We start from the raw sequence: 12,328 nt of genomic DNA, 5'->3' as shown, positions 1-12,328 counted from the left end.
CGCCCCCCCACTCCCACCACCCCCGTCTCGTTCGGGGCCGGGTCTTTTTTTTTTACCCTCACCATATTTACGTCCATTAACCACCCGTTTTATAATGCCCCCCGCCCCCGGGGGTTGTGCGGGCGGGCGGCGTCGATGAACACCTTTATTCGCGGAGCTTGGATAGCGGCATCGCTATCACGCTGAGAGCCTGTTATGCTGGTCCAGCGTTTGATCGCAGTCTTGATCCATGCGAGCAGCTTGTGAGGGATGCAACCGAACGAGGCGCTGCTCCCACAGTCGTCGCAGGCCCTCCATCACAGCGTCACGCTTAGCCTGATCCGGCGCAATTGTATTGAGGAGATCTCCCAACATGGCTTCGCCCTCAATCCGCATCAGCAGATTAAACAAGTCGTGTGAAATTCGCACACTGTCACTGCTGAAGTGGGTCGTGCTGATCTCGCAGTGAGTCTCCCGACGATCTGGCGCTTTGTAAGCGCGGGTTTGATGGAGGGACACATAGGGCGGCAACGAAACCGCAAGCGCAGTCCAATCCTGCAGCGTTGCAGCCCGCTTTTTTACCAGGAAGGGCCCGACCACAAGTCCATCCAGCTCTGTCGTCAGAAAGGTAGCAATCGCGTCTGCAACCGAATCCACGATCGGTTCGGCATTGTTGTTAAAGGACGTGTTGAGCAGAATTGGAGTGCCCGTGCGCTTCTTGAACGCATTGATGACCTCCCAGTACGCGGGATTGGCGTTGCGCGATACTGTTTGCAGGCGAGCGGTACCGTCGACGTGCGTGATGGCACCGAGCAAGGCGCGCTTTGAGTCACGCACGCGAACGACGAAATTCATGAATGGAAATTCGTGCCTACCGTCCGGGAGGTCGAAAAATTCGCTCGCATCCTCCTCCAGCACAGATGGCGCGAAGGGCCGATAGCCTTCGCGCTTCTTGACCATCGCATTGATCCGGTCCTTGTTTGCGACGGGCCGAGGGTCGGCAAGAATGCTGCGGTTGCCCAGCGCACGTGGCCCAAACTCCGAACGACCCTGCACCCAGCCGATCACGGCGCCGTTGGCGATCCAGTCGGCTGCACTGCTTGCCACGTCATCAGAGCGTTCAACCTCGAGATGTCCGGCCCATGCATTCAGTTCCTGTTGCACGGCGCGCTCGCTCCCGAGATCAGGACCCCAATAGACCTCCTGCAGTCGCTCACACGGCGCGGGGCGGCCCATCTCGTTAGAGACTATCAGCGCAGCTCCCAATGCGCAGCCAGCGTCGTGAGACGCGGGTTGCACGAAGATGTCTTCGAAAAGCCCTGAATACAGCAGCTTACCGTTCATCGTACAGTTGTGGGCCACCCCCCCCGCCAGGCACAACCGCTTCATGCCGGTGGCCTCACGGTGATGCCGGAGAATGTGGAACACGATCCGCTCAAGCGCTTCCTGCAGTGACGCACTCACATCTCGATGCTGCTGGGTGAAGGGCATTCCCTTTCGCCTGACCTCGATATTGCGGAGCAACGCCGGACCGATGCGGTCGAGGTGAACACGGTAGCCACCGCCGTTGGCGGAGAGCTCGTAGAACTGCTCGAAGAGCTCGCGATAGGGAGCGGGGTCGCCGTAGGGCGCGAGTCCCATTACTTTATACTCGTCGAACAAGCCGTAGCCGAGATAGCGGATCGTCTCGAGATAAAACAGCCCAAGAGAATTGTTCTCGGGGAAAGCCTCGAGTTGCGTAATTTCTGTGCCAGACCCTACCGCCAAGAGGCCCGATAGGAAATCACCAGAGCCATCAATCGCTAGAATGAGACTTTGTTCGAAGCCCGACATTGCAAAGGCGCTCACGGCGTGGGCCTGATGATGACTTACGAATGAAATACGCGAACTGTCCAACTTAGTGCCGAACTCACGCGTTAACAGATCCTGCACCAACGTTTTAGCATCCAACGGAATGGAGAGAATGTCCGGGTGGGATGCGGACATACCTTCAAGCATGGCGTTGGCATAGGGCTCGCTGGCGTAGAGCGCGACACGATCAATGTCGTTGAGCTGAACCCCCGCCGCTGACAGACAGTATTGAATCGAACGAATTGGGAGCTTGTTGGAGTGTTTCATCCGATTGAGGCGTTCCTCTTCGACGGCTGCTATCACCCGTCCGTCTCGGACGAGCACCGCGGCGCCATCGTGCATAAAGGCGTTCCGAAGCTCGAATCGGTTTTCATGGACTTGGTCAAGTCCGCCGCTAATTCCTAGACACAGCATTTCTTTCTCCACATAGTGACGGGCAAGCCAAATTGGCCTGCCTCAGACCGTTTCCAACTAAATAGGCCGCGTTGTCGCTTGCAGCTGCAACCGCCTGTCAGGCATCACCGGCATCAAAGAACGCTCATAAGGGTCCGCCTGAATCAATATGAGATGCTTCGATCGTGGCGCCTGCCGTTCCATGACGCCGAGAGCTTGGCTGGATCATCGAATCTTGACCGGCTGCTGACTTGCATGCCGGCGATGCCGTTTTCATCTGCAGCACGAACTTGTGACGCGGGCTGCCTATATCCTTGCGAAGGGGCGGCTGTTGACGAATAATGCCGCGCCGTGAACTGGCCCGATTTCATTCCCCGAAAGACCGTCGCACAGGCGAGTGACATGTGCTGCACTGTCCGCCTGCTTCCCGGTCGCACATCCGATAACGCCTTCGCTTGTGCAGGAGGCCGCATCGCGTCATTCGTCGGCCAAACATGGCACCGACTGGAAGCCCGGCAATACCGCGTAGATGTAAAGTGCGCTGATGTTGTATGGTAGCGCTGCCGGCCGGGTCTCCAATCCGCTGCCCAAACGAGCGGACTGCCTGCGGCAAAAAGCCCGCCACAAGCAGAATCGCGCTGGGCAACTGGCTCGCCTGCAAGACTTCGCAGCTCAGGAACATTGGGGACGACTAGCGTCGAACCGCCGACATGATCGGCCAGTTGCAACTCACTTCTCGGCACGACCTCCACTGCACGTCAGGGCGCATGGAAGATTTTCTCCTTTGGATGGGTGATCGGTGCGGACGTGCTTTTGTCCATGCAAGATTTCCGAAGAGTTATGAAATCGTTTGTTTCGATCAAAGTCATCCACGCTATGAATAGCTGCCGGACATGCGCTTCAAAGGGGCTTCAGGCTTCCCGGACGGCTACTCCGATTCGAAGCGCGTGGCATTCCATGCGCTCTATGACAACATTTTTCAGCAAAGGGTATGAGAGCAAACCCACACTTCTTTTTCAGAAGTCGCTTCGAAGCAGCCGAGGCCTTGATGGGCTTCTTCACCAAGTTCGGCGATGGTGCCGCAGACATTCTTCCTCTTTCCGGGCTGAACAAGCGCAGAGTTCGCGCCTTGGCAGTGTATCTGGGCGCTCCGTCTGATCTTGTTGAAAAGATCCCGACCGCCGACCTGGAGAACCTCGTCCCGGTCTCACATACGATGAGATTGACGACTTCCTCGAAGGCCAAGAGATCAACGAAGCGGCGCACAGGCGCATACTTCATGCGCATTCCAGCACAGCCCATAAGCGAGCGCTTCCCGTCACAACGATTGCCATGACGGGTTCGATATTTAGGCATCGGCAATAGCGTCTCAACATACACGATCGATGGGCTTGCCGCAGTTAGGCAGCTAGCGGCCTGAATTACCGCTGGAGCGAAGCGCTGCTCTTTCAGCCCGCATGCGGTCATGAGGTTGACAGTGTCGGCACGTATCGCCGAGGCCGGCACGCGAACTCATTCTCCCTGAATGCCTGCTCTATCGATCTTCCGCAGCGTACCCACTTGACCGGTCGCTTCGACATTCCAGGCACCTGGATTGTAGCCGATCCGTGCCGCTCTCCTTCGGCCGGTCGCAATGCTAGACGTGCGGCCGTTACGCGATGCAGAGCTTGTTGTCAGATGCGTGATGCGAAATGTGAGATGCAGCTCCAGTTTTGGCGATGGCAGGCTCGCCGCATTGTTGATAATATCCGCACAAAACAGGCGCGCAAATGACATCGGATTCAGAGAAGGCTGAGGCGGTCGAGCAGTTGCTTGATACACCTGACCTTGCAACCGCACTGGAAAGCGAACAGTTCAAGAAATTCCTCGACCAGGTGCCGATCGCCATAGCCGTTTCGGACCTTGCCGGTGAAGAGCGCGTGGTCTACGCCAATCCGGAATTCGAGAAACTGTCAGGCCTGACAGCCGCCAGGCTCACCCAAGAAAACTGGGCGGCCCTTTTAGGCACGGGCCTCCATCAGCAAAAGGACAGGCCGCTAGCCGAGGCCGTGCTCGAGGGAACCGATTTTGTCGGCACCTACAGGCTGGAACGCAACGAGGATAAGCCGACGATCGTCGACGTTTATTCCAACGAGATAGAGGACGACAACGGCAGGGTTTGCTTTCGATTGGTGGCTCTGGTCGACGTATCGGCCCATGGCGCGGCGGGAGATGAGCGCTCGGTGGAGGAGCTTGTCAGCGAGAAAGACACACTGCTGCGCGAACTGCAACACCGGGTGAAGAACAACCTACAGATGATCACCGCACTGATCCGGCTGGAAAGCCGCAACGCGACCGAGGCCGACCGGAGACGGTTTGAGCGGCTTGCCGGTCGCGTCGACGCTCTGGCGATCCTGTACCAGACGCTAACGGCCGACGAGCCGAAAGAGGAGGTCGATCTTGGCGTCTATCTCAGCCAGATCGCGTCCGCGGTGATGAGCTCGCATGCAGTCGAGGGGATCCGCCTGGATATGAAGGTGGATACATATCCCGTGTCAATAAACGTCGCCATGCCGGCGGGACTGGTCGTCAACGAATTGCTGACCAATTCACTAAAGCATGCGTTCCGGGGGCGCGATGGCGGCACGATAACACTGCACAGCGTCGTCGATGGCGACGGCTGCCGGGTTATAGTGGCGGACGACGGAATCGGCCTGCCGGAAGGCGAGGTGTGGCCCAAACCAGGCAAGCTCGGAGCGCTGATCGCGCGATCGCTGACCGAGAACGCCAAGGCGCAGCTAGCCGTCGAGTCCAGCGCCAACAAAGGGACGAAGGTGACCATCGTTTTCAAGCGGTCGGCGGCAGCAAGCTGAACGGTTGCTGTCGACTAGCAGGCTGGCGGCTGGCTTCATGTCGCGGCTTTGGGCAGGTGCCTGCAAATAGGCCCGGACGCGCTTCGCGGCCTGCTTCACATGGTCGAGGTCTTCCATTATGCTCCAGGCTTGCTGCTTCTGACTTCGGCGGCCAGTCCATCCCCACCTAGCGGAAGGCACTCCCGCCTGATTACGTTGCGGCTTGAGTCTTGACGGCGAGGGCACCTGACGCCTTCGCGCTCATCACGCGCGGGCCGGCAATTCAGCAGCGAGTCATCGCTTGGCCAATCTTGCCGAGGACGAAGGTCTAACCTACAAATAAAATTGGTCCGACTGTTCGTGGCCGGAGGTAACCGCGAATTTGCGCTATCGGGACAGGAGAGCAGTGCTGTAGGCAAACCGCGATGCGTGCATTCGTTCGATTGGTTCTACGATTATCCTGACGCCTGGGGTGACCAGTTGCACCAGTATTTCCTACTACGCGCAATCTTTGCAGGGTCATGTGCAGATCATCGCGGCCCGCCAAGACATCGGAAAACTGATCGACGATCCTTCAACCCCTGAGATATTGCGCGCCCGAATGGCATCGGCGGCCGCCATATAATAGTTTGCGGCAAAGACGGCCGCGATCGAACGGCTGAGGACGCGCTCGCCAACAGATTGCGCGACAGACGATGGGGTGGATACCGCGGATACGACGCCTGGTTCGATGCTCCGATCAACAACGCGAAGCTCGCCGCGACTTCCGTCTACAGCGATTCGGTTCAAAGGCTTGGCGCGTTGGACAAAGCTCGCCGCGCCGAAGCGCGATGCATAGAAGCCGGGATAGTCGCCCGAACACAAGTCGAACAAGCGGAGTGGTCGACCGTTTCGTCCTCCCCGGGGACGAGCCGGTTGCTCTGGCCTGGGGCGACCTGATGGGTCTTGCGGAGCACCGTCTCCAGCATGGCGATCAGGTCTTCGGGAAGTATGGCCTCATTCTGCACAGACGGTTTTGCGTGGCTGTTACGGATGCCGGCGGGCACGGTGGCGATATGGCGGTCCCTTCGATCGAGCGGCTCGCCACGCTGCGTATAATTCCACGCCAGGGAGGAGAGACGGCGCTCGATCGTCGCCATAGAGTTTGGTTTCTTGTCTCCTGTAACCTTTCTGGATGCACAGGCCGTGATGTAGAGGCCGACGGTCTGCGGATCAGGCGGCAACACCTCGAGGTGCTGCCGGCGCGCCCAGGCGCAAAAAATCCGCTCTCGACCGAGCGGCGTCAGACCGGTATTCTTATGGATGTTCATCCGGTCCCCCTGGAGTCACTGAAGCTTCGACAATCTCAGCTTTCCCGGTTCGGACCGGATGGACAACCTACTGAAAGCTCACAACTAGCTACCAATGCGATCAGCTTTCGGGCTATCGGGCGCATCCAGGGAGGATGGGTATGTTCTTGGCTAACGGGCTCAAGCTGCGGGACCGCGGGTGCACGCTGGCACTGATCTTGGCGATCATATGTGTATGTGCGCCTGCACTGGCGGCAAACGCGTCGGATCAGGCGTGCCGGTCCATCGCCAAGCTCAAAATTCCAAGCGTGATCTTTACCGAGGCTAGCCTTCAAAAGCCGCAGGAGATCCCCGCAGATCCCTTCACTGCATTCACCGGCGCCTCGCCTCAGGCGGTAAAAGTGGGCGGGCACTGCCTTGTCCGAGGTGTTATCGGGAAACGCCAGGGGGTCGATGGTCAATCATATGGCACCCGGTTTGAGGTGCGTCTTCCGACGACCTGGAACGACATGTTCCTTTTCCAGGGCGGCGGCGCAGTTGATGGCTTCCTGGCGCCGGCCGTCGGGACCATTCCTTGCCGGAACTCGACCGCGGCTCCCGGGCTCTTGCGCGGCTACGCTGTTGTAAGCATGGATGGCGGGCACCCAAGCCCCGATCCGGCTTTCGGGGTCGATCAAGCCGCACGCATTGATTTTGCGTACGCCTCCATTGGCAAAGTCACTTCGGTCTCGAAGCAGGTGATTGCCAAGTTCTATGGGGCGGCTCCGAAAAAGTCGGTGTTCATGGGATGCTCGAATGGCGGTCGTGAGGCGTTGATAGCGGCTCAGCGATATCCGCTCGAGTTCGACGGCATTGTTGCAGGTAGCCCGGGTTTTCGTCTCAGTGCCGCCAACATTGCCGAAGCCTGGGATACTCGCCAGTACATGAGCATCGCTCCCAAGGATGAGGCCGGCCATCCCATTCTATCCCGCGCCTTCTCCCAGCAGGATCTGAACATCGTCGCCAAGGCGGTTCTCGCTGCCTGTGATGCCCGCGATGGCATTGAGGATGGCGTCATCAACGCCTGGCAGCAGTGCCGGTTCGACCCAAAGGTCCTGTCCTGCCAAGGCGATAAGACGGACAGCTGCCTCACGGCTGGTCAAGTGCAGGCCATGAGCCGCGCGTTCGCGGGTCCGGAAAGCTCCGATGGCGAAAAGCTTTACAGCGATTGGCCATATGATACGGGCGTTGCGGGCGCGGACTGGAGAATGTGGAAGCTGGGCAATTCCCCCACTTCCCAGTCGGATGCAAATAACATCGTTCTGGGAGCCCGCTCGCTTCAATACTACTTCATGACGCCCCCGGCGCCGAATTTTGACCCCCTGAAGTTCGACTTCGACAAGGATCCGGCACGCGTTGCGGATACGGCCAAGCTCAATGATGCGACCGGCACGTATCTCGCCAGCTTCGCTGCCCACGGTGGAAAGCTGCTCTTGTTTCAGGGACTTTCCGATCCGGTCTTCTCAGCCAACGATCTGGTGCGCTGGTACAAGCAAGTCGTCGAGGTCACAAGCGGCGGCGATTTGGAAGCGGCTCGCCGTTTCGTGCGCATGTTCATAATCCCGGGGATGACCCACTGCGGCGATGGCCAAGCCTTCGACGACTTTGATCCTTTGGCCGCGATCGAGGGCTGGATAAACCAAGACAAGGCTCCGGATTCTCTCGCGGCTGGCAGCAAGGCATTCCCCGGCAAGCACCAGCCGATCTGCGCTTATCCCACTCAAGCTGCCTATGGCGGTAAGGGAAATCCCGATGAGATCGCGAGCTATTCGTGTCGGGGATAAGAGACCTCGTCATTTGTTCGCTTCAATCTGCGCGCATTCCCGGAACAGGTCTCCCGGACCACGGATCGGTTGGAAAAGCTAAACCCGGAATTTGTGGGCCGTGCCATAACGCAGTTGATGATCATGCCTGACTACGAAGCGTCGGCCGCCGATAGTCTGGACACAGCGCTCGCTGTGCTCGATGAGGTAATTGTTATCGCCTGAGATCTGACCGCCTCATCCCAGCGGGCAAAACGGGGGCATCAGAGCCCGGACGCCTTGGTGAGATTGACGCGGAAACGATCGCGCCGGCGCTGATACTTTCGAGTCATCTCGGCCGAGGCGTGACCGAGCTGCTGTTGCACATAGCGCTCATCGACCTCGGCCGAGGACGCGAGGCCGGCGCGCAGCGAATGGCCAGCAAACTTTTGACCGCGTTCGCCCTCCGACAGATCGCCACGCACGCCGGCTGCGAGCGCCGTGCGCTTGACCAAGCGTGCGACCTCCTGGTCGTTCAAGCGATGGACACCGACCGCTCTGCCTTGACCAGCAACGCGCCGGAACAGAGGTCCGTGCGCAATGTGCGCCAGTCTTAGCCACGTCTGCAGAGCGGCCACCGGGCAGGTGGCGTCGGAGGAGCCGCGGCCGACCTCGACCTCGCGCCAACCGGTTTTGCCGCGCAGGGTCACCAGCACGCCCTTGTCAGGAAAAAACTCAATCCAGCCCGAAGAATCCTCCGTCTGGTCGCGACCAATGTCGAGCCCGACGATTTCCGAGCGCCGCAGCCCACCGGCAAAACCCAGAAGCAGCATGGCGCGGTCGCGCAGACCACGCAGCGTGCCGCGGTCGAGGGTCTCGAGCATGGCGATCAGATCCTCGGGCAGGATCGCTTCCTTCTGCCGGGGAGGGGAGGCGTGGGTGTTGCGGATGCCGGCCATGACCGTTGCGATGTGGCGGTCCTTGCGGTCCAGCGGTTCGCCTCGCTGCGAAAAGTTCCAGGACAGTGACGAAAGGCGACGCTCGATCGTCGCCACAGAGTTTGGTTTTTTCTCCCCTGTTACCTTTCCGGACGCGCAGGCGGTGATGTAGAGCCCGAGGGTCTGTGGATCAGGTGGGAGCACTTCCAGACCCTGCCGGCGCGCCCAGGCGCAAAAATGCTTCCAGTCGGCGGCGTAGGCGCGCCGTGTATTGGCCGAGCTGGCCGCCTTGACATAGTCGCGGGCGTGGCCGGCAAGCTCTTCCAGATGGCCGGGAAGGCTACCATGTCCCCGTGAGTGCATAGGCGGCAGGGGAGGGGAGGGGGATTTTTCGCCCTCCTGTGGATGCTGTCCCATTTCCATCACGACATCGATGATGTCGGGAAGATCGTCCCCTCGGGGCGCTGCAGTTGATCCCGCACCGTCGCCAGCCATCGTTATGCTGCCTCGATATCCGTCTGGGAAAAGTCATTGCCGATAAAGAGCAAGGGCTCATCCGCCCGTTTGGCCAACGCGTAGGAAAGGCAATCGGCAAAATTCAGGGCGGCCGGGTGGCGGCCTTTGCCGTAGGTGAGCCAAGCCTGCGTTGCCACATCGACGAGATCGGCATCCACGGCGATGATGTCGGCCTCGATCTTGCGGAGCCACAGATCGATCTCGGCCAACGCATGCTCACCGCGCCGGCTGACCAGCACCATGCGCGCCTCGAGCACGCAGGTTGCAGGGACCAGGCGGATTTGGTTGGTGACGAGCGCCTTCTCAAGCCTCAAGGCTTCTGGTTCGTTGCGCAGGATCGCGACGATGGCGGAGGTGTCGATCACCATCAGTTCGGGATTCCATGCTCGTCGTACCCGATGATCTCCTCGTCGCTGCGATTATCCAGTTCCGGCAATCGTGCCACTCTTTCCCGGATCGCCCGCAACTCGCCGAGCAGGCGCTCCTGGGCCACGTCACCGTAACCCATTCGATGCAGCCGCTCGCTCAGGGCCTGGTGAATGGCTGCCGTCTTGCTGATGCCCTGGCGGCGCGCGAGTTCGTCGGCGAGAGCCACGGTGGCCGGATTTTTGATGTTTAGGGACACGAAAGACTCCAAAATTCTACCTTTCTGGCGTATTCTACCATGGTTCCCTCGCCTCGTAAACAACGAATGATAATGCAAGATTATCGTTCGTTTAACGTGGAAGACAGGCACAGCGCTTTTTGCCCATTTACGTTGCCAAAAGCGCCGCCATGATTCATCGTGCCTTCGATGATTCTTCGCCCCAAACCCTCTCGGCCTCGCGGCACGCTGCCCGGTGCCGGCGCTGCGTCGCCGGTGGCTGCGGTGCCGATGTGGCTGCGCCGAGCCGTTCTCGACGCGCAAAGCCTTGCGGGAAAAGATGTTGAAGACGTCGCGCTCACCGCCGGCGCCGCCATCTGCGCGCTCGATGCAGTGGTGCGCCGGCAGGAACGCGGGGCTGGCGCCTGGCGGCAGCGCCTGGCGCTTGTCGCTGCCGCGGTGACGGCAAAGCAGGCCGGCCGCGTCGAGGATGAAGCGGCATTGCGCGACGCCGTGCTGCTCACACGGCCGGGCGACAATGTCGGGCCCGCCGGTCATTTGCTCCTCGCCTGGCGCCGGCTGGCATCCCGGCCCGCGGAGGAGTTGCTGACCGAGCCGAGCATCGCCAGGGTTCTGGAGGATCTTGGCCACGCCCAAGACGACGAGGCGGTCAGCGACCTAGCGAACGAGCTTCGCCAGCTGGCCGCCAGTGGAAGGGCGGTGGGACTGATCACTGGCGCCATCGCGATCGCCGAACGCCGGGGCCTTGGGCGCGCCCTTGGCGCCTGGCTCGCCGACGCCTTGCTCGCGCAGCGCCTGGGCTGGACGCATGCAATCCCTTTGTTGGGCGGCGAGGCGGCCTTAGCTGTGGGCACGGGTCGGGCGCGTCGACCAGTGACTGCCGCTCTGGCTGCGGGTGCCGAAATGGAATCCGATGGGGCCAAAGGCCTGCTGGCCGCGCAGGCACGCGCCGCGCTGCGCGCCGTTGACCTTTCCGCCGACCTCGAGCGTCGCGCGGACCGGCTGCTGGCGGTCGCTCCAAAACTCCGGGCCAAAGCGGCGAACATGGTCGTCGAAAGAGTCCTGTTCGACGACGCAGTCGTGGCGTCGGCAAAGATCGCCGGCATGAGCGACCGCGGGCTCCGCCGCTTGTTCGACCGTCTGGTCGAGTTCGGTGCCGTGCGCGAGCTGTCCGGCCGCCCGACGTTCCGCATTTACGGACTGTGAAGGCGATGGTTGAAGCGCGGGCGAAACAGGGGAGGGGACGATCAGGCGACGGTGGATCAAATGACCATTTGTTCGACCGCGAGCTGGATCATCTGCCGCCGGAAGTGCGCTGGCGCGAATGGATGAACCGTGTCGAAGCGACCATCTTTGCAGCAAGCGAACCGGTGTCGCGCGAAACGCTGGCGAGGGTCGTCGGCAAGAGCTGCAGCATCGACCTCCTCATCGACGACATTCGCGAGGAACTGCGTGGCCGGCCCTACGACCTTGTCGCCGTCGCCGGCGGCTGGAAGCACCTGACCCGGCCGGCCTATGCCGATGCCATCCGCGCCGCTGTCGGTGACGGCGAGAAGGCGACCGACCTGACGCAGTCAGAGGTGCTGGTACTGATGTGCATCGCCTATTTCCAGCCGATCACCCGCGCCGAACTGTCCTCCTTCTTCGGCAAGGAAATCAGCCGCGACTTCATCGGCCATCTGCGCGGCGCCGGCATGCTCGCCTCCGGTCCGCGCAGCCCGACGCCGGGTGCGCCCTACACCTATGTCACGACGAAGGAATTCCTGCTGGAGTTCGGGCTCGACACGCTGCGTGACCTGCCGGATTTCGAGGCGCTCGAGGACGCCGGACTGCTGTCGAAGGAAAAGCTGCTGGCGGGGCACATCATCCCTGGCTTTGCCGTCCGCCCAGAGCCCGTCGGAGTCGAACTCGACGAATAGCCGCGGCGCTTTGTGTGTGAAGCTTGTCCGAAATTCGTAGCATATTTCGGACATCTTGCCCGCCACTTCGTCCGAAATCGGACGACAGATTTCGGACAAAGCCCCGGCATCAAACGCCAATATCTCGATCTGCGGTCGCCGCTGGAAACGTGGCCTGTGAGAGGCGAGCCGCCTTTAAACTGGTCGTATATCCCGATTAATAATAAGAATTTAATCAACTTCCCATA

General features: G+C 60.4%; 10 protein-coding genes and 2 pseudogenes. 7 read left to right on the top strand and 5 right to left on the bottom strand.

The window, feature by feature from the left end:
* Nucleotides 1-177: 177 nt before the first annotated feature.
* Nucleotides 178-2,244 carry a carbamoyltransferase family protein gene (locus NKI67_RS30080; protein WP_352596264.1) on the bottom strand — a complete coding sequence of 689 codons (2,067 nt, stop codon included), beginning with the start codon at nucleotides 2,242-2,244 and terminating at the stop codon, nucleotides 178-180.
* Nucleotides 2,245-3,256: 1,012 nt separating this feature from the next.
* Here NKI67_RS30080 and nadE point away from each other — a divergent pair.
* From nadE to NKI67_RS30060, 4 genes and pseudogenes are all read left to right on the top strand, one after another.
* A pseudogene (gene nadE, locus NKI67_RS30075) lies at nucleotides 3,257-3,588 on the top strand (NAD(+) synthase); the annotation flags it as partial.
* 404 nt (nucleotides 3,589-3,992) lie between these two features.
* Nucleotides 3,993-5,075, top strand: coding sequence for a sensor histidine kinase (locus NKI67_RS30070; protein ID WP_352648426.1), 1,083 nt, complete (start codon nucleotides 3,993-3,995; stop codon nucleotides 5,073-5,075).
* Between the two features lie 451 nt (nucleotides 5,076-5,526).
* Entirely contained in the window at nucleotides 5,527-5,679 is a 153-nt protein-coding gene (locus tag NKI67_RS30065) for an aminopeptidase (RefSeq protein WP_352453905.1), read from the top strand.
* 56 nt (nucleotides 5,680-5,735) lie between these two features.
* The gene (locus NKI67_RS30060; protein WP_352453904.1) at nucleotides 5,736-5,993 is read left to right on the top strand and encodes an aminopeptidase; all 258 of its coding nucleotides are present in this window, start codon (nucleotides 5,736-5,738) and stop codon (nucleotides 5,991-5,993) included.
* Between the two features lie 2 nt (nucleotides 5,994-5,995).
* Here the strand turns inward: NKI67_RS30060 and NKI67_RS30055 are convergent.
* Nucleotides 5,996-6,313 (bottom strand): annotated as a pseudogene (locus NKI67_RS30055) (integrase); the annotation flags it as partial.
* A 191-nt stretch (nucleotides 6,314-6,504) separates the two neighbouring features.
* Between NKI67_RS30055 and NKI67_RS30050 the strand changes: the two are divergent.
* Nucleotides 6,505-8,166: a tannase/feruloyl esterase family alpha/beta hydrolase gene (locus NKI67_RS30050; RefSeq protein ID WP_352648424.1), complete on the top strand. Its 1,662-nt coding sequence runs from the start codon at nucleotides 6,505-6,507 to the stop codon at nucleotides 8,164-8,166.
* 242 nt (nucleotides 8,167-8,408) lie between these two features.
* On the opposite strand, the gene NKI67_RS30045 is transcribed toward NKI67_RS30050, so the two are convergent.
* The 3 genes from NKI67_RS30045 to NKI67_RS30035 are packed head-to-tail and all read right to left on the bottom strand — an operon-like array spanning nucleotide 8,409 to nucleotide 10,203.
* The gene (locus tag NKI67_RS30045) at nucleotides 8,409-9,557 is read right to left on the bottom strand and encodes a site-specific integrase (protein WP_352595261.1); all 1,149 of its coding nucleotides are present in this window, start codon (nucleotides 9,555-9,557) and stop codon (nucleotides 8,409-8,411) included.
* A 2-nt stretch (nucleotides 9,558-9,559) separates the two neighbouring features.
* A complete protein-coding gene (locus tag NKI67_RS30040; protein WP_023804175.1) occupies nucleotides 9,560-9,946 on the bottom strand; it encodes a type II toxin-antitoxin system VapC family toxin in 387 nt (128 codons plus the stop codon).
* On the bottom strand, nucleotides 9,946-10,203 hold the full coding sequence (locus NKI67_RS30035; protein WP_352480547.1) for a type II toxin-antitoxin system VapB family antitoxin: 258 nt from the start codon (nucleotides 10,201-10,203) through the stop codon (nucleotides 9,946-9,948). The genes NKI67_RS30040 and NKI67_RS30035 overlap by 1 nt, the downstream gene beginning before the upstream one ends.
* Before the next feature lie 168 nt (nucleotides 10,204-10,371).
* Between NKI67_RS30035 and NKI67_RS30030 the strand changes: the two genes are divergently transcribed.
* Together NKI67_RS30030 and scpB are read left to right on the top strand one after the other, a co-directional pair.
* Complete coding sequence (locus tag NKI67_RS30030) at nucleotides 10,372-11,388, top strand: DUF1403 family protein (protein ID WP_352648421.1); 1,017 nt, start codon at nucleotides 10,372-10,374, stop codon at nucleotides 11,386-11,388.
* Between the two features lie 5 nt (nucleotides 11,389-11,393).
* Nucleotides 11,394-12,101 carry an SMC-Scp complex subunit ScpB gene (gene scpB, locus NKI67_RS30025; RefSeq protein ID WP_352648418.1) on the top strand — a complete coding sequence of 236 codons (708 nt, stop codon included), beginning with the start codon at nucleotides 11,394-11,396 and terminating at the stop codon, nucleotides 12,099-12,101.
* The last annotated feature ends 227 nt before the right edge of the window (nucleotides 12,102-12,328 follow it).

The organism is Mesorhizobium sp. M0408, from assembly GCF_040321495.1.
Lineage (GTDB): Bacteria > Pseudomonadota > Alphaproteobacteria > Rhizobiales > Rhizobiaceae > Mesorhizobium.
This window is presented reverse-complemented; position numbering and strand designations above follow the sequence as displayed.